The 21108-nt window shown below is 65.1% G+C and carries 20 protein-coding genes and 1 tRNA gene; 13 read left to right on the top strand and 8 right to left on the bottom strand.

The window, feature by feature from the left end:
• Nucleotide 1: 1 nt before the first annotated feature.
• Entirely contained in the window at nucleotides 2–2236 is a 2235-nt protein-coding gene (locus AB0J29_RS28280) for an ABC transporter ATP-binding protein (RefSeq protein ID WP_364792747.1), read from the top strand.
• Between the two features lie 36 nt (nucleotides 2237–2272).
• On the top strand, nucleotides 2273–2878 hold the full coding sequence (locus AB0J29_RS28275) for a putative glycolipid-binding domain-containing protein (protein ID WP_364792744.1): 606 nt from the start codon (nucleotides 2273–2275) through the stop codon (nucleotides 2876–2878).
• A 169-nt stretch (nucleotides 2879–3047) separates the two neighbouring features.
• On the opposite strand, the gene AB0J29_RS28270 is transcribed toward AB0J29_RS28275, so the two are convergent.
• Nucleotides 3048–3998, bottom strand: coding sequence for a prephenate dehydrogenase (locus AB0J29_RS28270; RefSeq protein WP_364792741.1), 951 nt, complete (start codon nucleotides 3996–3998; stop codon nucleotides 3048–3050).
• Between the two features lie 58 nt (nucleotides 3999–4056).
• Here AB0J29_RS28270 and AB0J29_RS28265 point away from each other — a divergent pair, with 58 nt between their 5' ends.
• The 3 genes from AB0J29_RS28265 (at nucleotide 4057) to AB0J29_RS28255 (ending at nucleotide 5290) form a co-directional block, all read left to right on the top strand.
• The gene (locus AB0J29_RS28265; RefSeq protein WP_364792738.1) at nucleotides 4057–4596 is read left to right on the top strand and encodes a tRNA adenosine deaminase-associated protein; all 540 of its coding nucleotides are present in this window, start codon (nucleotides 4057–4059) and stop codon (nucleotides 4594–4596) included.
• 28 nt (nucleotides 4597–4624) lie between these two features.
• Entirely contained in the window at nucleotides 4625–5059 is a 435-nt protein-coding gene (locus tag AB0J29_RS28260; RefSeq protein ID WP_364792890.1) for a nucleoside deaminase, read from the top strand.
• A 140-nt stretch (nucleotides 5060–5199) separates the two neighbouring features.
• Nucleotides 5200–5290 (top strand) — tRNA-Ser (locus AB0J29_RS28255).
• A gap of 37 nt (nucleotides 5291–5327) precedes the next feature.
• On the opposite strand, the gene AB0J29_RS28250 is transcribed toward AB0J29_RS28255, so the two are convergent.
• On the bottom strand, nucleotides 5328–5558 hold the full coding sequence (locus tag AB0J29_RS28250) for a hypothetical protein (RefSeq protein ID WP_364792735.1): 231 nt from the start codon (nucleotides 5556–5558) through the stop codon (nucleotides 5328–5330).
• Between the two features lie 55 nt (nucleotides 5559–5613).
• On the bottom strand, nucleotides 5614–8886 hold the full coding sequence (locus AB0J29_RS28245; RefSeq protein ID WP_364792732.1) for a protein kinase: 3273 nt from the start codon (nucleotides 8884–8886) through the stop codon (nucleotides 5614–5616).
• 336 nt (nucleotides 8887–9222) lie between these two features.
• On the opposite strand from AB0J29_RS28245, the gene AB0J29_RS28240 reads away from it, so the two are divergent.
• Entirely contained in the window at nucleotides 9223–9663 is a 441-nt protein-coding gene (locus tag AB0J29_RS28240; RefSeq protein WP_364792729.1) for a nuclear transport factor 2 family protein, read from the top strand.
• 74 nt (nucleotides 9664–9737) lie between these two features.
• Here AB0J29_RS28240 and AB0J29_RS28235 read toward each other — a convergent pair whose 3' ends face one another.
• Both AB0J29_RS28235 and AB0J29_RS28230 read right to left on the bottom strand, forming a co-directional pair.
• A complete protein-coding gene (locus tag AB0J29_RS28235) occupies nucleotides 9738–9923 on the bottom strand; it encodes a hypothetical protein (protein WP_364792726.1) in 186 nt (61 codons plus the stop codon).
• A 55-nt stretch (nucleotides 9924–9978) separates the two neighbouring features.
• Nucleotides 9979–10266, bottom strand: coding sequence for a DUF6191 domain-containing protein (locus AB0J29_RS28230; RefSeq protein ID WP_364792723.1), 288 nt, complete (start codon nucleotides 10264–10266; stop codon nucleotides 9979–9981).
• Nucleotides 10267–10475: 209 nt separating this feature from the next.
• On the opposite strand from AB0J29_RS28230, the gene AB0J29_RS28225 reads away from it, so the two are divergent.
• On the top strand, nucleotides 10476–10676 hold the full coding sequence (locus AB0J29_RS28225; RefSeq protein ID WP_364792720.1) for a hypothetical protein: 201 nt from the start codon (nucleotides 10476–10478) through the stop codon (nucleotides 10674–10676).
• Here AB0J29_RS28225 and AB0J29_RS28220 read toward each other — a convergent pair.
• Complete coding sequence (locus AB0J29_RS28220) at nucleotides 10673–10834, bottom strand: hypothetical protein (protein ID WP_364792716.1); 162 nt, start codon at nucleotides 10832–10834, stop codon at nucleotides 10673–10675. The two genes, AB0J29_RS28225 and AB0J29_RS28220, sit on opposite strands and share 4 nt — an antisense overlap.
• Nucleotides 10834–11010 carry a hypothetical protein gene (locus AB0J29_RS28215; protein WP_364792713.1) on the bottom strand — a complete coding sequence of 59 codons (177 nt, stop codon included), beginning with the start codon at nucleotides 11008–11010 and terminating at the stop codon, nucleotides 10834–10836. Before AB0J29_RS28215 ends, AB0J29_RS28220 begins: the two co-directional genes overlap by 1 nt.
• A gap of 698 nt (nucleotides 11011–11708) precedes the next feature.
• On the opposite strand from AB0J29_RS28215, the gene AB0J29_RS28210 reads away from it, so the two are divergent.
• On the top strand, nucleotides 11709–11960 hold the full coding sequence (locus AB0J29_RS28210) for a hypothetical protein (protein WP_364792710.1): 252 nt from the start codon (nucleotides 11709–11711) through the stop codon (nucleotides 11958–11960).
• A gap of 241 nt (nucleotides 11961–12201) precedes the next feature.
• Here AB0J29_RS28210 and AB0J29_RS28205 read toward each other — a convergent pair whose 3' ends face one another.
• Nucleotides 12202–14499 (bottom strand): MMPL family transporter, encoded by a 2298-nt coding sequence (locus AB0J29_RS28205; RefSeq protein ID WP_364792707.1) that lies wholly within the window; start codon nucleotides 14497–14499, stop codon nucleotides 12202–12204.
• A 245-nt stretch (nucleotides 14500–14744) separates the two neighbouring features.
• Here AB0J29_RS28205 and AB0J29_RS28200 point away from each other — a divergent pair, with 245 nt between their 5' ends.
• The 5 genes from AB0J29_RS28200 (at nucleotide 14745) to tgt (ending at nucleotide 20994) form a co-directional block, all read left to right on the top strand.
• Nucleotides 14745–15338 (top strand): TetR/AcrR family transcriptional regulator, encoded by a 594-nt coding sequence (locus AB0J29_RS28200; protein WP_364792704.1) that lies wholly within the window; start codon nucleotides 14745–14747, stop codon nucleotides 15336–15338.
• 38 nt (nucleotides 15339–15376) lie between these two features.
• On the top strand, nucleotides 15377–15871 hold the full coding sequence (locus tag AB0J29_RS28195; RefSeq protein WP_364792701.1) for an Rrf2 family transcriptional regulator: 495 nt from the start codon (nucleotides 15377–15379) through the stop codon (nucleotides 15869–15871).
• A gap of 104 nt (nucleotides 15872–15975) precedes the next feature.
• Nucleotides 15976–17787, top strand: coding sequence for an ABC transporter ATP-binding protein (locus AB0J29_RS28190; RefSeq protein ID WP_364792698.1), 1812 nt, complete (start codon nucleotides 15976–15978; stop codon nucleotides 17785–17787).
• Nucleotides 17784–19697, top strand: a complete 1914-nt coding sequence (locus AB0J29_RS28185) for an ABC transporter ATP-binding protein (RefSeq protein ID WP_364792695.1) — start codon at nucleotides 17784–17786, stop codon at nucleotides 19695–19697. Before AB0J29_RS28190 ends, AB0J29_RS28185 begins: the two co-directional genes overlap by 4 nt.
• Nucleotides 19698–19758: 61 nt before the next feature.
• On the top strand, nucleotides 19759–20994 hold the full coding sequence (gene tgt, locus AB0J29_RS28180; protein WP_364792692.1) for a tRNA guanosine(34) transglycosylase Tgt: 1236 nt from the start codon (nucleotides 19759–19761) through the stop codon (nucleotides 20992–20994).
• Nucleotides 20995–21108: the final 114 nt, after the last annotated feature.

The following is a 21108-nucleotide window of genomic DNA, read 5'->3' as shown; positions in this document are numbered from 1 at the left end:
CATGACCGAAACCACCGTACCCGCCGACGATTCGGCCGACCGCGACGAGATCGCCGATTGGCGCGGCATCGCCAACGAGGACAAGGCGGTCACCGAGACCGGAAATCTGGTGCTGGCCGGTCGATCTCGGCGCTTGCTGCTGAGCCTGGTCCGGCCGTATCGCAAACTCGCGGTCTTCGCCATGCTGCTGATCGTGCTCGACAATGCCGCGATGGTGTCGGCGCCGCTGTTCGTCGCGCACGGACTCGACGTCGGCATCGCCGAGGGGGGCGCGGGGAACTGGGCGCCCTTGGCGCGCACTGTCGCCGGTTATCTGGGCGCCGTCGGCCTCGGCGTTTGCACCACCTTCGTCTTTCTGCGGATCTCCGGAAGGCTCAGCCAGAGTGTGCTTTTCGATCTGCGGGTTCGGCTGTTCGCGCATATGCAGCGGCTCAGCGTGGCATTCCATGAGCAGTACACCTCCGGCAAGGCAGTCGCGCGGCTGACCGGTGATATCGAGACGCTGCAGCAGCTGCTGGAGAGCGCGCTGAATCAGGCGCTGAGCGCGATCCTTTCGGTGCTCAGCATCGCGGTGCTGCTGATCTACCTCGACCAGACCCTCGCCGCCATCGTGCTGCTCGGATTCGTGCCATTGGCGCTGGTCACCCGCTGGGCGCAGCGCAGGCAGCGGGCGGGCTACCGGCGCACCCGCGGCGCCATCGCGAAAGTGGTTGTGCAGTTCGTGGAGTCGATGGGCGGCATGCGCGCGGTACAGGCCTTCCGTCGCGAGGGCCGCAACGAATCGGTACTGGCCACCGAGGATGCCGAATACCTCCAGGCGACTACCGCCGCGATGCGCGGCATGGGCGACTATGCCGGTCTCACCCGGCTGCTCGGCAATCTGACCACGGTGATCGTCATCATGGTCGGCGCCTGGCAGGTGATCGAGGGCAATCTCGCCGTAGGTGTCCTCGCGGCATACCTGTTGTACCTCAACGAGTTCTACGGCCCGCTGGACGAACTCGCCCAGGTATTCAACGCCTACCAGTCCGCGGCCGCGGCGCTGGAGAAGATCTCCGGCGTACTGGAGGAGGAGCCCTCGGTCCGGGAACCAGAGCAGCCGATCGCGCTGGCGAAGGCAACCGGTGCCGTGCGAATGGACACAGTGTGGTTCGGCTACGGATCTCCAGCCCCGCCATCCTCCGAGTCGCCGGATGCGGTGCTTGTTCAGTCGGATTCCGGCTCTGTGGCGGTGGGCTCAGATGTGGTGTTGCCGAGCGAGGTTGGGTCCGCGGTGGGCGGGATTGCGCTGGTCGATCTCGAGCTGCCGGATTCGGCCGCTGTGGTGGTGGGCTCAGATGTGGTGTTGCCGAGCGGGGCTGGGTCCGCGGTGGATGGCATCGCGCTGGCCGATCTAGAACTCTCGGATTCCGCTGGGCGCTCGCACGCGAAGGTCGTTTCGGAGAGCCCTGGGGCGGCACTGCCGAGTTCGGCTGGGGCGACGCTGGGCGGCCCGGCGGCTGCCGAGATCGAAAGTGTTGTGCCGCAACCCGGGGAGCGTGGGCGGGCGCGGCCGGTGCTGCCAGAGTTCTCGCTGGAGATTCCGGCCGGGCAGGTGATCGCCCTGGTCGGTGCGACCGGTGCCGGCAAGTCCACGCTGGCCAAGTTGCTGACGCGGTTCTACGACCCATCGGGCGGCGCGGTGACGTTGGACGGTATCGACCTGCGGCGGTTGTCCGACGCGGATCTGCGGCGCAATGTCGTGATGGTCACGCAGGAGTCGTATCTGTTCTCCGGGTCGGTGGCCGACAACATTCGGTTCGGTCGGCCGGAGGCCAGTGATGCGGAGGTGTTCGCGGCGGCGCGCGCGGTCGGGCTCTACGACTTCGTCACCGCGTTGCCCAAGGGCTTCGACACCGATGTGCGCAAACGCGGTGGGCGATTGTCGGCGGGCCAGCGTCAGCTGGTCGCGTTCGCCAGGGTGTTCCTCGCGGATCCCGCGGTGATCGTGCTGGACGAGGCGACCTCGAGCCTGGACATTCCGAGCGAGCGGCTGATCCAACGGGCACTGGAGACGGTGTTGCGCGACCGCACCGCCGTGATCATCGCGCACCGGCTCTCCACGGTCGCCATCGCCGACCGCGTGCTGGTGCTGGAATCAGGTCGGATCGTCGAGGATGGCACGCCCAGCGAGCTCATCGCGGGCACCGGTCGGTACGCCAGTCTGCACGCGGCATGGCGTGAGTCGCTGGTGTGATGCTGGTTCGGCGCCCGCGTCGCTTACGGTAGATATGTGACGAACCCAGACTTCGGCCCCGACAGCCAGCCGGCGACATCGCGGTGGCCGGCGATCCTCACGTGGCGCGCACACAACGCGTCGCGGATGGAGTCCGTCCGCGTGACCCTCAATGGCAACCGCATCCGCGCCGCCGGTCGCATGATCGGCGGCGACTGTGCGGACCATCCCGCCTTCAGTGCGTCCTATGACCTGGTTACCGACGAGAACGGCGTCACCAAGCGGCTATCCCTGCGCAGCACCGCCGCCGCCGGGGAACGCCATGCCTCGATCGCCAGAGACGAGGAGAACTACTGGCTCATCGACGCCGGTGGCGGGCACGTCCGCTCCACCTTCGCGGGCGCCCTCGATGTCGACGTAGTGCTCAGCCCGTTCTTCAACACCCTCCCGATCCGCCGCTTCGGCCTCCAGAACGCCGTCGATGACATCCAGGTCCCGGTCGTCTACGTCCGCCTCCCCGACCTCCTGGTCCAGGAAGCCAGCCTCACCTACAGCAGCGGCGCGACCGGCATCAGTGTGCTGTCCCCCGTCTCCAGCGCCACCGTAACCGTCGACGCCGACGGCTTCCTCCTCGACTACCCAGGTCTCGCCGAACGCATCTGACCCGACGCCGCGCACATCACTCGCCGCGTTGGCCTATCGCGTGCACCGTCTCGAGCCAGTGGGGTTGACCGTGATTTCTCAACGCTGCATGGCTTCATGACGTTCGCGTGTGTCGTGTCGGCCGCCATGGGGTCGCCTCGTGTGTCGTATGGAGCACCGACCGCTGCGTTCAGCCCAGTTCGGTGATCACTCCGCCGCGTTGGCCTGCCTCACGCAGCGCCTCGAGCCAGTTGTGGTCGCCGGGGTGGATATCGGTGATTTCCCAACGCTGCGTGGTTTCGTAGCGTTCGCGGGCGTCGTGTCCGGCTTCGACGAGGTCGACCAGGGTGCCTTCGGCGCGGAGGCTGTCGCGGGCCGCGCTCAGTACGGTGAGAGTCTCCTCCAGCACCTCCAGCAGGGCGGTGGCGTTCGGTTCGCAGATGGCGCGGACCAGGTCGGGGGCGGTGGCGGCGACCCGGGTGCCATCGCGGAACGAACCCGCCGCCAGTCCGAGCGCCAGGTTGCCACCCGCCGCACCGGCCACGGCCAGCGCCTCGGCCAGGACATGCGGCAGGTGCGAGATCCGGGCCACCGCCCGGTCGTGCTCGTCCGCGATTACCGGGGTGACCACCGCACCGCAGGCCAGTGCCAGCCGCACCACTCGACGCCATGGTTCGGGATGGGTGCCCGCATCCACGCCGACCGCCCACACCGCATCCCGGAACAGGCCGGGATCGGTAGCCGCCCAACCGGATTCGGAAGTACCGGCCATCGGATGCCCGCCGACGTAACGGGCCGCGAGCCCGTGCCTACGCACCGCCTCGGCCACCGGTGCCTTGACACTCACCACATCGGTGAGCGAGCAGCGCGGCGCGAAGGTGGCCACCTCGGCGAGGATGTGGTCCACCGCGGGCATCGGCACGGCGACCACGATCAGCGCATCGGTATCGGCGGCTCGGGTCAGCACCCCGAGTAGATCCCCCGTGATATCGAATCCGTCCGCCCGCGCGGCCCGCGCACCCGCCTCTGACCTGTTGTAACCCCACGCGTCATAATCCGCGCCGACGGCGGCGCGCAGTATCGAGCCGCCGATCAGGCCGGTCCCGAGGACACACACCGGTGCTTTCTGGTGAGGAGTCATCGGATCAGATTCGCATACGACTTCAACATTTCGGCTCGAGCCGACTACCGTTGCGGCCATGGCAGCACAGCGCTCGGGGACGAACAAGGCTGCGTCGGAGGATTACGACGACGTGGAAGGGTTCGCAGTCGCGGTTGTCCGCGAAGACGGAAAATGGCGATGCAGTCCGCTCACTCGAGCCGCGCTCAGCGATTTGTCCGCCGCGGAAACAGAACTCAAAGCATTGCGCAGTTCCGGTGCGGTGTTCGGATTGCTGGATATCGATGACGAGTTCTTCATCGTGCTCCGGCCCGCGCCGAGCGGCACCCGGATGCTGGTCTCGGATGCGACGGCCGCGATCGATTACGACATCGCTGCCGACGTACTCGAGGCCCTCAATGTCGAAATCCCTGACATCGATCCGGACGAACTCGACGATATCGAGCCATGGGAGGAGGGCGACCTCGGCGTTCTCGCCGACCTCGGCCTGCCCGAACCTGTGCTCAGCGTGATCCTCGCCGAGACCGATCTCTATCCGGATGAGCAGCTCGGCATGATCGCCCAGCGGCTCGGCTTCGCCAACGAACTTTCGGCGGTGCTGGACAAGCTGCCCCGCTGACGTGGGTCTGCGCATCGACGACACCGATATGGTTCGCGCCGCGATCGCCGCCGCGGCCGATGCGGGCGATCGCGATGTGCCGGTCGGTGCCGTCGTCTTCGATGCCGACGGCCGCGAGCTGGCGCGCGCGGCCAATGCCAGGGAGGCCCTCGGCGACCCGACCGCGCACGCGGAGATCCTCGCCCTGCGCCGCGCCGCCGCGGTCGTCGGCGACAGTTGGCGGCTGGAAGGCACCACGCTCGCGGTAACCCTGGAGCCGTGCACCATGTGCGCGGGCGCGCTGGTGCTCGCCCGCGTCGGCCGCTTGGTCTTCGGCGCATGGGAGCCGAAAACCGGTGCCGTCGGCTCCCTTTGGGACGTAGTCCGTGACCGTCGTCTCAATCACCGCCCGCAAGTCCGCGGCGGCATTCTGGAAGCCGAATGCGCCACCCTCCTCGACAACTTCTTCCGCACCCAACGGTGACCGTTCTCCCCCGGAGCCCAGGCGCTCTGCGCAACTACCCACCGGGTGTTTACGCACGCCTCAGCGCCCGGAAAGCATCCCCGCCACCGGCCTCTGCAGGCGATTTAGCGATCCGACCCGGGTCCGGTATGGTTGTCGGCGGTGGCGTGTCCGAGCGGCCTAAGGAGCACGCCTCGAAAGCGTGTGAGGGGTAACCCCCCTCCGAGGGTTCAAATCCCTCCGCCACCGCCAAAGCCCTTCATCTGTTCGTGCAGGTGGAGGGCTTTTTCTATAGCGCTGGCTCCTCCGGTTCGGCGTCCGCGGGCACATTTTGGGCGTAGCCGTATGCCTTGTCTATCGCGTCGGCCAGCTTATCCAGGTCGTCATCGAACAAATCCGAGTACGTGTTGAGCGTTCCTTGGCATCCCTGTGTCCGAGCAGTCGGGTTCGGCAGCATCTGCGAGATCGGCTTGCCGCGGGCATGGTTCTTCGGGATGAGTCGCTTCGGCTCCACGGTCATATCCAGAATGCTCGCCAGAACGCCCTACGCTCTCGTCGCGCCCTCGAAAGCCAAGCTAGGCCTGGGCTACGATCCAGGCCGCGATCTGCGCGCGATTGGTGAAACCGAGCTTGCTCAGAATGTTCTCGACATGCCCCTGCGCGGTTCGTTGCGAGATCACCAACTTGGCGGCGATCTGCTTGTTGGTGAGTCCCTGGGCTACAAGGTCCGCGATCTGCCGCTCACGTTTGGTCAGCTCCGCTGCCGGAGCCGACGCCAGCGCCCGGTTGAGTGGCTGTTCGCCCAACGCGTAGGCGACCGCAGCAGTCATCCCCAATGCATGGCCGCGACGGAACGCCACGTCGAATCGTCGGTCACCCACCGCGCGACGCACCATACGCTCACGCTCGTCGTGAGCGTGGTACAGCTGCGGGGAGAAGGCCGAAACACCGGAGTCGGACCGCAGCAGATTTCCCGCGGCACCCATCAGGACGGCCGCGCGCTCACCTTCGCCATCGGCGGTGGTCCAGGCCAGCCCCTCGAGATCGAGCGCCGCGATGAAGGGGCTGCGCACGCGCCGGTTGACCCGCAGCGATTCCTGCAGCAGCTGTTGTGCGTGGGACCGCTGGCCTTGCAGCGCGACGACCATACCCATCCCCCACAGCGCGGTCGACCGGAGCAGCGACTCGCCGCATGCTTCGGTGATGGAAAGTATTTTCTCGTAATACTCGATTGCCCGCCTGGTGTCGCCCAGCGCGGTGTGTGCCCAGCCGAGCGTGCTCAACGCACCAACATAGAGGTATTCTCGCGTGCTCGAGCTGAGCATCTCGAGGGCAGGCTCGAGGAAGAAGACGGTGCGAGCAGGTTCATCTCGATACAGCGCCAGCGTGCCGTCGGCGTAGGCAAGCATTGCCTGGTTTTCGGGAGTGGGATCCTGTTCGGCCAGTGTGCGCGCCTGCTCCAACAAGGTAGCCGCCACCTGAAGGTCTCCCTGCATCGAGGCCATGACACTGCTGGTATGAAGCGCTGAGAAACGGTCGGGTACCGAGCGCGCGCCGGGGTGGGCGAGGACACGATCGAGCCAGCGCCGGCCTTCACCGTACAGACCCCGGAAGATCCAGAACGGCAACAAAGCGGCGGCGGTACGCAGCCCGGCCTCGGCCGAGTCTGCGTTGTCGTCGGACAGACAGAATTCGAACGCCTGTCGCATATTCGGTTGCTCACGCTCTAGCTGAGCCAGCCAATCGGGCTGCCGGTCGCTGATCCACCCGTCCGCCGCGTCCAGCACCAACCGCTGGTACCAGTCGATGTGCCGGCGACGCAGATCCTGGTATTCACCGGACTCGTTCAGCTTGTCCCGTCCGTAGTCGCGCACCGTCTCGAGCATTCGGAAACGCACGACACCATCGAGTTCCTCCCGCAGCACGATCGACTTATCTACCAGCGACGACAACGCGTCCAGCAGACTCTCCGGCGCCAGGTCGCCGCCGCACACCTGTTCGGCGGCGTCGAGTTCGAAACCGCCGGCGAACACCGACAACCCGGCCCACAACCGCTGCTCGACCGGCGTGCACAACTGGTAGCTCCAATCGATGCACCACCGCAGTGTCTGCTGCCGCCGCGGCGCCGTGCGGCTGCTACGGGTGAGCAGAGCAAACCGGTCGGCCAATCGCGCCAGGATCTGCTCCGGCGACATCGTGTGCATCCGCGCCGCGGCCAACTCGATCGCCAACGGCAACCCGTCCAACCGGGCACAGATCCCCGCCACCGCCGCCTTGTTGTCCTCGGTGACCTCGAAACCCGGCACCACCGCCATGGCGCGCTCGGCGAACAACGTCACCGCATCGTATTGGGGCAGCCCCCGCAGCGTCGCCGCACCGTGGGAGTCGGGTACGGCCAGCGGCGATACCCGTAGCACCGCTTCCCCGGCGACATCCAATGGTTCCCGGCTGGTCACCAGAATCCGCAGGCTCGGGCACGTCAGCAACAATGTCTCGACCAGCGCGGCCAATGCGTCCACCACCTGCTCGCCGTTGTCGAGAACGAGCAGCGCTTCCCGGGGCCGCAGGAACTCGACCAGCATTTGCTGCATCGGCCGCGTCGAATCGTCGCGCAGGCCCAACGTTGCCGCCACGACGTCGATCAGCAGTGCCGGGTCCCGCACGTCGGCCAGCTCGACCAACAACACCCCATCCGCGAAACTCGATCGAGCATTCGACGCCGCCCGCAATGCCAGCCGGGTCTTGCCGACACCACCGATCCCGGCCAACGTCACCAGTCGAGACACGGGCAGGAGGTTCTTTATCTGCGACGTCTCAGCGCGGCGGTCGACGAAAGTGGTCAGCTCGTCCGGCAGCTCACCGGTACTGCCGCGACTCCCAGCCGTTGACGGCCGAGTCGGTTCCCGCACCGGCGGTATGTGGTCCCGTAGCCCTCGAGCCGTCGCCGGTTTCCCGTGCAGGGCCATCGCACCGACCTGGTATCCGTGGTCCCGGTGCACCTGCCGGATCAGCTCGCCCAACCCCGCCGCCGACGGCCGCTGCCGCGGATCCTGGTTCATCGCCGACTCCACCACCGCCGCCAGGTCGCTGGGGATACCGCCCTCGCGCAGGTCCGGCACCGGCTGACCGGTGATGCGCAAAAACTGAGCCACCACCTGATCACCACTGCGCCGCTCGAACGCCGCATGTCCGGTCAACGCGCAGAACAAGGTCGCACCGAGCCCGTACACATCCGCAGCCGGCGTCGCGGCATCGCCACCGAGCACCTCCGGGGCGGTGAACGCCGGGGAGGCCGTCAACACACCCGTGGTTGTCTCGAATACGCCCGCGATGTGGGCGATACCGAAATCGGTCAACGCCGGTTCACCGCAGTCGGTGAGCAGGATATTGCCCGGCTTGACGTCGCGATGCACGATCCCGAGCTGATGTGCGCTGTCGAGCGCACCAGCGATCTTCACCCCGACCCACAACACCGTCTCGATCGGCACCGGGCCGTTCCTGCGGATCCACGCATCCAGCGAATCCAACTCGTGATACGGCATCACCAGAAACGGCCGCCCGCTGGCGGTGACCCCCGCCTGCAGCACCGTCACGATGTTCGGATGCCCGGTCAACCGGCCCATCGCCCGCTGCTCACGGAAAAACCGCGCCTGGTTGTCGGCATCCAACTCCGCGGTCAGCACCTTCACCGCCACCGTACGATCCAGCGCCACCCGCGTGCACCGGTACACCACACCGAAACCACCGCGACCGATCTCTTCGGCATCCTCGAACCCGCACGCGCTCATCTCCCCCGCGATGGGCACACTCACGTCACGGCGGGTCCGCAGCGGATCATCCTCGACCATCAGCGGCGGGCAATCCACTCGGCATATATACGAAACCCAGGCGGCATACGCTCACCTTTCCGACAACACTCAGCGTATCGCCAACCACGGGAAACGAACCACCCGTTCGGTATTGCGAATGCTTGGTATCCATATCAGCCGCTACCGGCCGAAAATGCGGCTGGATCCAGCGCCGATGACGCGGGGTGATTCAAATCCCTCCGCCACCGCTCCAGTCCTCGCCTGCTCACCAAGTGGTATTGCAAGCTTCGAACGGAGCCGGGCAGTCTGAGATCGACCGGGACTAACTGAGTGGAACGTTCAAATTGGTAATTACTCCGCCTGAAAGGACTCGCCATGAACCGTTCCCCCGCCGACCTCATGCGACGCAACCTTCTCGACGTATTCAACGAACCCGGCCCGGCCCGTCGGGCTGTGGCCATCGCCGAGACCTATCACGAAGACGTGGTGTGGCACGAACCGGGCCGAATTGTCCACGGGCGCAAGGACCTCGAACGCCGCGCCGCAGAGGTGCGTGCCGAAAACCCGGACTGGATCTTCCCCCCTTGGGCCCAGCGTCGGAACTCGACGATATCGGCCACCTCGGGTTCCAATACGGGCCCGCCAACCAACCGTCGGTGGTCAACGGCATGGATATCGCTCGTATCAAGGACGGCGTCATCATCGAGCTCTACACCATCGTCACCGAGATCCGTCAGCCCTCGTAGATTGCCGCCGAGGCGGCCGGACGGCCCTCCGATGAACAAAGGCGCCTGTAATCGCCGCTGCCGCAGCTGATTCGGTATTGGGCATGAGTTCTCCCGCGGGCCCGGCGCACCCTTTTCGGGCCAGGTCCGGTGGATCGGTCGCTGCTAGTCCACGTTCGGGAAAGCCTGGCGCACACCGATGGTGATCGCTCCAGCTTCGGACATCCGGCGGCGCCGCAAGTGCGCCAGCGCTTCCAGGACGCTCGCGGTCCGATTGTCGCTGTGCGTATCGATGAACGGGGCCATTTCTTGTGGACGTCGGACGGCAATCCGGATCCTCATACCACCCATAACACGATGGTATGCGCTTGGCTCCGGATATGTTCGCAGTGCGGGGTCGCCTGGATTACTGCTCGGGATCCTGCCGACGCAGGACAGCGGCCTGACGTTCCAGGTCGACGCCGACGCGAGGGGGAGCGCCCTGGTTCTGTTCGTCCCGCAGCATCGACACCGAATCGCGGTGGTCCAGTTCCATGCGCTTGGTCCCGTAGAACATGGCGGTGAACTCGTCGGTGAAGGTGCCGGAGATGGGGGTCCGGCGTGTGCGGCGTTTTCGGGTCAGGGCTTCGTAGAGGGCGACGGCCAGCAGTAGTAGGACCCAACCGGGAATGGTCCAGCCCAGCAAATCTGCCATGTCGCACAAACGAATCCGTCGGCGGTGGAGTTCCTCGGAAGGTGGGCCGCGGGCGGTATACGGCGAATAGGCGCGACATACCGCGCAATCGGGCACGCCCGACCGCGCGTGCGATATGCGCCGAATGACCGAGTGCGGGCCGGACGCGATGCGATAATTCGCCGAACGACCAACCGCGTGCGCGTGATCCGCGGGAGAGATTGGGCGAGATGAAACTTGGCAGCGTGCTTATCGTGATCTGGTTTGTCATCGGCGTTGTCGCGGCGGGGCAGCGACACTATTTCGACAGCGGTCCGATCAACTGCGCGGGCTTCGGCACGATCGCCCTGACCGTACTGGCCGGCCCGCTCAACTACATGGGCGTGAATCCGAAGATCGCCGACTGCAACGTCCCGCAACCGAGTCCTTAGACCGGTACCGACTCCAGAACCTGCTGTGGTTCAGTAGCTTTCGTCGAAACACTGTCGGCAGCGCCCGCCGAGGCGATGATGACGAGGCCGATACCGGCACACTGGACGAGCGCGAGATCTTCGCCGGGCAAAGCCGCGGCCGCCGGTTCCGGACTCATCAACACACCGAAGGTGCGGCCGAAATCCGGTGCAGCGCTTCGAGTTCGATGGCGTGCGGCACCAGTGACGCGAGCACCGCGACACCGGCGAGCGCCACAAGCACCAGGGGATCGAACAGTGCTGGACCCGCGTTCGCGAAGGCAACGGGTAGCGCCGGCAAACCGCCGGACGCCATCGCGAGCGCCAAACTGTCGTGCCCTGACGCATACCTTCCGACCGCCTGGGGCACGCGATATAGGTACCCCACCCCGCGCCCGCGGCCACCGCGAACAACACGCCGGTCAAGAACACCGGACCACCGGTTTTCATCATCAGCACCCCCAGCCCGGCCAGCAGTGTCCACACCAGGTCGCGGGAGCGGTGCGAGGCGATAACCGCGACGGTGAGCGGTCCGAGAAGGTCCAGGGTCGCTGCCGAACCGAGCGGCATCCGTTCGAGGGGCAGCACAGATTCATCCCGGCGAGGGCCGCACCGAGCCCGATGATGCCGGACAATGTCGCGCGATCGACGCGCAGCGAGGGTCACCACAGCAGCAGCGCAATCGAGACGGCCAACCGCATGCTCGCCGCAGTGCTGACGCCTATAACGTCGAACAGGTACTTGGCCAAGCCCGCACTCAGTTGGATACTGACCATAGCGGCGAGGATGAGGGTGGGCGCTGGCACCGCGCGAGCCGTGCGTGGCTGAATCTGCACAGCCCGAAAGCTAGGTGTCCTAAGTAAATGACGATGGACCGGTCGGATTCTCGAAAACGCTGCATACCTTGCCGGTCGATGTCCGATATGCGGTGGTCGGTACAGGTACTCACCGGCCGGAAGAGTGTTCGTCTCGTGTTCGGGTATTCGGAGTGGTACGCGAGTGCGAAAGGAAGCGATGACGATGCGCGAGCGGGTGCCCGACCGGAGACCAGCGCCTTCTGCTGGGACCCGACTGCTAGGACTGCTCCTGCTGGTCTGGCTGGCCATCGGCGTTATCGCCGCGGTTCAGCGCCATAACTTCGACAACGCCCCGATCAACTGTGCTGGTTTCGGCACCATTGCCGTGACGGCGCTGGCCGGTCCACTCAACTACCTGGGTGTGAACCCGAAGGTCAATGAATGTGATCTTCCGCAGCCCAGCCGTTGATGCCCTGGTTCCCACCGGAATTCGGTTCGTAGTGGGAGCGTTCTGAATTCGAAGCTCAGCATGTCACGAACTGCCGCACCGATCACACACGTCGGCTGGAGCTGAAGAGTCGAACTTCTCCGAGTTTGCTGCGCACCGCCCACAAGAACAAGACGCGGCCGTCGTGAAAGCGCGGTCGCCCCGAAACGCACTCGGCCCCGCACCCGAATCTCCGGGTGCGGGGCCGAGCGGCTGGTTCCGATCAGCTCACGCCGACCGGCACCTGCACCGTCTCCGCGGACCGCTGCTGCAGCTCACGCAGCTTCGTGCCCTCGATGTCGATATCCGGCAGGATCCGATCCAGCCACTTCGGAATCCACCAGGACCACTTGCCCATCAGCACCAGCAGCGACGGGATCACGAGCATCCGGACGATGAACGCGTCGATCAATACGCCCGCCGCCAGCGCGAAGCCGAACGACTTCGCCGTGACATCGGTTTCCAGCAGGAAGGAACCGAACACCGAGATCATGATGACCGCGGCCGAAGTGACGACCCGGGCGCCGTGGTGATAACCGGCGATCATCGCATCCTTCGGCGACTTGCCGCTGACGAATTCCTCACGCATCCGGGTCACCAGGAATACCTGGTAGTCCATGGCCAGACCGAACACCAGGCCGATCAGCATGATCGGCAGGAAGCTGATCAGCGGATGTGGATCCTCGATCAGCCCGAGCTTGCCCTCCTGGAAGATCAGCACCGTCGCACCGAAGGTGGCCGCCATGGAGAGCAGGAAGCCGAGCGCCGCGGTCAGCGGCACCAGGATCGAGCGGAATACCAGGATCAGCAGCAGGAATGCGGCGCCGGCCACGATCGCCAGGTACGGCACGATCTTGCTCAGCAGCACATGGTCGACATCGGCATAGATCGCCGTGGTGCCGGTGATGCCGTATTCGATGCCGTACTCGGACTGCATCTGCGCTTCGGCATCGCGGGCGTCACTGACCAGATCCTTGGTGGCCTGGTTGTTCGGCCCCGACTTCGGCACGCCGTCGAGCAGCGCGCCCGCCTTGTCCGCACCACTCCACTTGGGTTCGGTCACATAGTCCATGCCCGAGTAGGAGGCGAGCTTGGACCGCAGCGCGTTCACCGCGGCCTCGCGCCGGTCGGCGGGCACGTTGGCGAGGTCGACCGCGACATTCAGCACGCCGTTGCTGCCCTCGCCGAAACCCTCGGTGCGCAGCTCGTAGGCCTTACGGATGGTGGAGGTCTTGGGCTGGCTGTCGTCGCCGGGCAGGCCGAGGTTCAGACCGGCGGCGGGTGCCGCGAGCAGACCGAGTACGACCACGCTGAGCAGCAGCGTCACCGCGGGCGCCTTGCCGATCAACCGGCCGACGCGCATGCCGTTGGTGACCGACTTGTCATCCTCGGGATTGTGCTTGGCCACGATCGGCAGCTTCGGCTTGAACAGGAACCGGCCGAACGCACCGAGCAACGCGGGCATCAGCGTGATGGCGGTGAGCACCGCGAACGCCGCGGCAATCGCACCACCCAGCCCCATGAACGTCATGAACTGCACGCCGACGATGCTGAGTCCGCCGAGCGCGATGATGACGGTCAAACCGGCGAACACCACCGCGGAACCCGCCGTACCGAGTGCGGTACCGGCCGCCTCCTCCGGCGAATCCTGCACTGCCAGTTCGTGCTTGTAGCGCGACACGATGAACAACGCGTAGTCGATCGACAGGGCGATGCCGATCATGGACGCGAGGAAGGTCGTGAAGCTGGGCACCTCGATGATCGAGGTACCGAGGAAGATCAGCGAGGTGGCCGCGCCGAGGCCGACGATCGCGGTGATGATCGGCACAAAGGCGGCGACGATGGCGCCGAAGGCGATGATCATCACGACCAGTGCGATGCCCATACCGATCTGCTCGGACTTACCGCTCGGGGCCGCGTTCTGCATCGCGATCGAGCCGCTCATCTCCACCTGCAGCCCGGCATTGCGGGCATCGCTGGCGATGGCGTAGGCCGCCTGGCGCTGCTCGTCGGTGACATCGGTGAACGACTTGATGGTGAACGGGACGCTGAAGAAGGCGACGGTATCGGGAGCCGTCTTGCTGAGCACGTTCAACGGTGCGCCACTGCACTTGGACGGGTCCGGGTCGGCGATGCAGCCCGACTGTTCGGCGGCCTCGACCGGATTCAGCACCGGCTTGCTGTGGTCGACGATGTCGAGCGTGCCGAGCTTGTCGATGAAGGCCGTCAGCGCCGCCCGGTTCGTCGGATCGGTCAGCTTCTGGCCATCGGGTGCGGCAATGACGTAGGTGCCGGTGACGGCGTCGAATTTGAAGGCGTCGGAGGCACCGGGGAAGTGCTTGTCGAGAATGTCGTTGGCACGGGCGGAGGGCAGGGCCGGCATGCTGAAGTCATTGGTCATCGGCTCCTTCAACTGCGTGCCGAGTCCGCCGAGCAGCAGGAACAGGACAAGCCAGACCGGAAGCACTATCCATTTCCTGCGGAAAGCGAACTTTCCCCATCTGTACAGATAAACGGACACGAAAGGGTTCTCCTAGCTGACCTTTTCGAGCGACCTGCAGGCAAGTCGCTAGCGGGTGGCTGAGTTACGTGCTGGTGCGCGGCGCGTAGACAAGCACTCGCGGGGATTGCCCTGCCGACCCCGCCTCCAATTGACGCTTCCCGCCTACCGTGCGGTAGGTAGACTACCCAGGGGCTAAGCGGAGGTACAACCTCAACTCTGGTGGCAACATTAGCTCAGCGCATAAGTGATGAGAGGATCATCCGATGACCGTTCGTGAAGCGGGAGACGCTGTTGTCGCAGCTGGCGGCACAAAAATGGCAATTCGCGACGCCGCGGTGAGGCTGTTCGCGGCCAAAGGATTCGAACAGACGAGCCTGCGCGAGGTCGCGGATGCGGTAGGAATCACAAAGGCTTCGCTCTACTATCACTACGCCTCGAAGCTCGATCTGCTGCTGGCGATCGTCGATCCGATCATCGATCACCTGCGCTCGGTGATCGAGGATATCGATGCGGTCCCGCACGATGCCGAGGGCGTGCGCGCTGTGCTGCGCGCCTATCTGCGCGGCATGATCCGCCATCGCGACGCCGGTGCGCTGTGTGTCCGCGACACCGTCGCGATCATCAATGTCATGGCCGACCGGTATCCCGACATGCTGGATTCAACTCGGGTGCTGCGCGAATGGCTCGCCGGACCCGGCGCCGACGCTGTCGCCGAGCTGCGTGCGAGTGCGGCGTTGGAGGTGCTCGGGGTCGCGCTGTTGTCCGACGAAATCGTGCCCGGCGTAGAGGATTCCGTGGTGGAGCGCACACTGCTGGATGCGGCCACCTGTGTACTCACCGGCTGTCAGACCGCGTAGATTCGTTCGAACACCGAAGAGGCCAGGGAGTAGCCGCCGTGCACATCACCGCGAGGGTCGATTACGCGGTGCGAACCCTATTGGAGATCGCCCGCGCACCACAGACCTTCGGTGCGTCGGATCGGGTCGCCGTGCAGGTCGCGCCGGTGGTGAAGGCCGAGGCGATCGCGACCGCGCAGCATATACCGCCCAAGGTGCTGGAGACCGTACTCGCGGAATTGCGCAGAGCTGATCTGGTGACAAGTAGGCGCGGCCCGGATGGCGGCTATTGGCTGGCCCGCCCGGCCGCGCAGATCTCCATCGCCGACGTGATCCGGGCGATCGAGGGTCCGCTGGCCTCGGTGCGCGGCGAGCGTCCTGAGGATGTGCGCTATTCGGGTGCGGCCGAACCATTGCAGCGGGTGTGGATCGCATTGCGGGTGAATATTCGTGCGGTGCTGGAGAATGTGTCCATCGACGACATCGCGCGGGATCGGCTGCCCGAATTCATCCGCGCGCTCACCGAGGATCCTGGTGCCTGGGCGCGGCGATAATTCGCATCGAGTCATGCGGGCCGAAAACCTCACGCGCCAATATCGCTGCTGGTCACGAATGCTCACGACGTACCGGGCGGAATGACGGTAGCCTCCTTTTCATTATGCTGATCAGACTGCTTCGCACTCATCTGGCCCCCTATCGGGCCCAATTGGCGGGCGTCGTCGGCCTACAACTCATCTCGGTCATCGCGATGCTGTACCTGCCGACCCTGAACGCCGACCTGATCGATAACGGCGTTACCAAGGGCGATATCGGTTACATCTGGACCACCGGACTGTGGATGCTCGCGGTAACCGGCGTGCAGATCATCGCCTCGGCCTGTTCGGTCTATCTCGGCGCGCAGGCCGCGATGGGTGCGGGTCGGGATCTGCGCGCTGCGGTACTGCATCGAGTCGGCACCTTCTCCGCGCGCGAGGTCGGTATGTTCGGCGCGCCCTCGCTTATCACCCGCAATACCAACGACATTCAGCAGGTTCAGCTGCTGATCGTGATGTCGGCGACCATCTTGGTGATGGCGCCGATCATGTGTGTCGGCGGCATCTTCATGGCGCTGCGCGAGGATCTCGGCCTGTCCTGGCTGCTGCTCATCGCGGTGCCCGCACTGGCCATCTCGATGGGTGTCATCGTGGCGAAGATGGTGCCCGGTTTCCGCGATATGCAGCACCGGATCGATGAGGTCAACCGAGTGCTACGCGAGCAGATCACCGGTATCCGAGTGGTGCGCGCGTTCGTGCGCGAACGGCAGGAGACCTGGCGCTTCGGACTGGCCAACACCGAACTCACCGAATCCGCGCTGCGGGTCGGGCGGCTGATGGCGCTGATGTTCCCGCTGGTGATGCTGATCAGCAATGCCACCGCGGTCGCGGTGATCTGGTTCGGCGGACATCTGATCAACGACGGCGAGATGCAGATCGGCTCGCTCACCGCGATGCTGTCCTACATCATGCAGATCCTGACGGCCGTCATGATGGCCTCGTTCCTGGCCATGATGGCGCCGCGCGCGGCTGTCTCGGCCGACCGGATCGGTGAGGTGCTCGAGACCGAGACCTCGGTGGTGCCGCCGCGGCTGCCGCAGCCGTTCAAGACCGATCCGGCGCAGGTCGATCTGCAATTCGCCGAATTCGCCTTTCCCGGTGCGGAGAAGCCGGTGCTTTCGGCGATCCGGTTCCAGGTCGAGCCGGGTACGACCACGGCGGTCGTCGGTTCCACCGGTGCGGGTAAGACAACGCTGGTCAATCTGATTCCCCGGCTCATCGACGTGACCGACGGCGCGGTCTACGTCGGCGGCACCGATGTCCGTCATATCGACCTCGAAGTGCTGCGCGCACAGGTCGGGCTGGTGCCGCAGAAGGCATATCTGTTCTCCGGAACCATCGCCAGCAATCTGCGCTACGGCAATCCGGACGCCACCGACGAGGAACTGTGGCGCTGTCTGGAGATCGCGCAGGCCGCCGACTTCGTGCGCGATATGCCGCAGGGACTGGCGACGCCGGTCGCGCAGGGCGGCACCACTGTTTCGGGCGGACAGCGTCAGCGATTGGCCATTGCGCGGGCGCTGGTGAAGAAGCCGCGGGTCTACCTGTTCGACGATTCGTTCTCCGCACTCGATGTCGCCACCGATGCCCGACTGCGCGAGGCATTGCGGCCGGAGACCAGGGACGCCTCGGTAATCATTGTGGCGCAACGAGTTACCACCATCCGCGATGCCGATCAGATCGTGGTGCTCGAGGACGGCGTGGTGGCCGGGATCGGCACCCATGAGCAGTTGATGCGCGATTGCGGGGAATACCAGGAGATCGTCGCCTCGCAGCTCGGCGCCGATGAGGCCGCGGTCGTCTTCGCCAAGCGCAACGGATCGCCACCCGATGTGAGCGGAGACGGGCACCAGACCCGGCGGGAGGAGGTCCGATGAGACCCGGAGGGGTGAATCCCGGTGCGCCGGACGCGAAGGCGAAATCGTTCGGTCCGTCGCTGAAACGGCTGTTGCGCAGGTTGGCGCCGGAGCGCGGATACGTCGGCGTGATCGTCGGGCTCGCGATCGTCTCGGTGGTGCTGAATACGCTCGGTCCCTACCTTCTCGGCAAGGCCACCAATGTGGTCTTCGACGGTGTGGTCGGCCGCCAGTTGCCCAGTGGCATCACCAAGGAAGAGGCGATCCAGCAGCTGCGGGCCTCGGGGAACAACACCTTCGCCGACATGCTCGGCGCGATGCATGTCACCCCGGGTGTCGGTGTGGATTTCGGCGCGGTCGGCCGGGTGCTGATGCTGGTATTGCTGCTCTATATCGGCGCCGCGGTGTTCAGCTGGTTGCAGTCCTTCCTGCTCAATATGGTCATCAACCGCACGGTGAAGCGGCTGCGCAGCGAGGTCGAGGACAAGATCCATCGACTTCCGTTGCGCTACTTCGATTCCACTCCGCGCGGTGACCTGCTCAGCCGCGTCACCAATGACGTCGACAATGTGTCGCAGAGTCTGCAGCAGACCATGAGCCAGCTGATCCTTTCGCTGTTCTCGGTGATCGGCATCCTGATCATGATGTTCTGGATTTCGCCGCTGCTCGCGGTGATCGCCCTGCTCACCGTGCCCGCCGCGATCGTGGTCACCACGCAGATCGCCAAACGCTCCAAACCGCACTTCGTCAACCAGTGGAAGTACACCGGCATGGTGAACGCGCAGGTCGAGGAGGCCTTCACCGGGCACGAGGTGGTCAGCGCATTCGGCCGCAACCGCGAGGTCGGTCAGGAATTCGATAAGCGCAATAACGACCTCTACGAGTCGAGTTTCAAGGCGCAGTTCATCTCCGGGCTGATCATGCCCTCGATCATGTTCCTCGGGAATGTGAACTTCGTGCTGGTGGCGCTGGTCGGCGGTCTGCGGGTCGCGACCGGCAATCTGTCGCTCGGTGAGGTACAGGCCTTCATCCAGTACTCACGACAGTTCAGCCAGCCGCTGACCCAAATCGGTGCGATGGCCAACCTGCTGCAATCCGGTGTCGCCTCGGCCGAGCGGATCTTCGAGATCCTCGATGCCGAGGAACAGTCGCCGGACCCGGTCATGGAGAACACCCGTCCGGTCGATCGCGGCCGGGTCGAGTTCGAGGCGGTGTCGTTCCGCTACGAACCCGAGACGCCGGTCATCGAGCGGTTGTCGCTGGTCGCCGAGCCCGGACATGTGGTCGCCATCGTCGGTCCGACCGGTGCGGGCAAAACCACCCTGGTGAATCTGCTGCTGCGGTTCTACGAACTCGATGCGGGCACCATCACCATCGACGGTGTCGACATCACCGAGATCACCCGCGATCACCTGCGTTCGAGAATCGGCATGGTGCTGCAGGACACCTGGCTGTTCAAGGGCACCATTCGAGAGAACATCGCTTACGGCAATCCGAATGCCAGCGAGGCGGATATTCTCGAGGCTGCGCGCGCCGCCTATGTCGACCGCTTCGTCCACGCGCTGCCGCACGGTTACGACACGGTCATCGATGAGGAGGGTTCGGGCGTCAGCGCGGGCGAGAAGCAGCTGATCACCATTGCCCGCGCCTTCCTGGCCAAGCCGTCCATCCTGGTCCTGGACGAGGCGACCAGTTCGGTGGATACTCGCACGGAGGCGCTGGTCCAGCACGCGACCGCGGCGCTGCGGCGGGACCGCACCAGTTTCGTCATCGCCCACCGCCTCTCCACCATCCGCGACGCCGACCTGATCGTCGTCATGGAGGCGGGCCGCATCGTCGAACACGGCAACCACGAGCGCCTGCTCGAAGAACGCGGTGCCTACTACCGCCTCTACAACGCCCAGTTCGCCGCGGCAGCCGCCGAGGCCTGACCGGAACATCGGCCGGGTGCCTGGTGCGTCCGGCCGATTGTGGTCCTGGGAGGATACTCGCGTGTCTGATCCTGATAGCTTCTCGTTCACCGTCGGTACCCGTCTCCCGGGACGACATGGTCGATCGGGCGTGATCAGCACAGCGCACGGTGATATCGCGACGCCGGCATTCATTCCGGTCGGTACCAAGGCGACGGTGAAAGCGGTACTGCCCGAGACCATGCGGGAACTCGGTGCACAAGCGCTGCTGGCGAATGCCTACCACCTGTACCTGCAGCCCGGATCCGACATCGTGGACGAGGCGGGTGGGCTGAGCACATTCATGAACTGGCCCGGCCCGACCTTCACCGACAGCGGCGGCTTCCAGGTGATGTCGCTGGGAGTCGGCTTCAAGAAGGTGCTCGCCATGGAGGCGGTCGACGTCCGAAGCGATGACGTGATCGCCGCGGGCAAAGAGCGCTTGGCCACCGTCGACGATGACGGCGTCACCTTCCGCTCCCATCTCGACGGCTCGAAACACCGGTTCACACCAGAGGTTTCGATGGGCATCCAGCATCAGCTCGGCGCGGACATCATGTTCGCCTTCGACGAGTTGACCACACTGCTGAATACCCGTGCCTACCAGGAGAAGTCACTGCAGCGCACGCACGAATGGGCGCAGCGCTGCATCGACGAACACGAACGGCTGACCGCCGCGCGCACGCATCGCCCATATCAAGCGCTGTTCGCGGTGATCCAGGGCGCGCAATACGAAGACCTGCGCCGCAAGGCTTGTCGGGAACTGGAATCACTGCGCGGTAGTGCCGGAACGGGGTTCGACGGCTACGGCATCGGCGGTGCGCTGGAGAAGCACAACCTCGGCAGCATTGTCGGCTGGTGCTGCGACGAACTGCCCGAGGATAAGCCGCGGCATATGCTCGGCATCAGCGAACCGGAGGACATCTTCGTCGCGGTGGAGAACGGCGCGGACACCTTCGACTGTGTGAACCCGTCCCGGGTCGCGCGCAATGCGGCGATCTATGTCGCCGACGGCAGATTCAATATCAATAACGCCCGATTCCGCCGCGATTTCACCCCGATCGACGACACCTGCGACTGCTACACCTGCGCGAACTACACCCGGGCCTACATACATCACCTGTTCAAGGCCAAGGAGATGCTGGCCTCGACCCTGTGCACAATTCACAATGAGCGCTTCACGATTCGGCTCGTCGACCAGATTCGCGAGAGCATCGATGGCGGCTATTTCGATGAGTACAAAGCCGAAACCCTGGGACGCTGGAAGGGCTCTGTCTGATTTGCCGCGCCTTCGGCGCGGCGGGTTCGCGGCCCCCTTCAGTCTCGCGTCCGAGTCGTCGAGACTCGCGACATAGTCGCAGCAACAAGCAACCACCACCCCGAACAAATCGGA

This window comes from Nocardia sp. NPDC049707 (genome assembly GCF_040674855.1).
In the GTDB taxonomy this organism is placed as follows: Bacteria; Actinomycetota; Actinomycetes; order Mycobacteriales; family Mycobacteriaceae; genus Nocardia.
The sequence above is the reverse complement of the archived record's forward strand: the minus strand, read 5'-3'. Positions and strand labels throughout refer to the sequence as shown.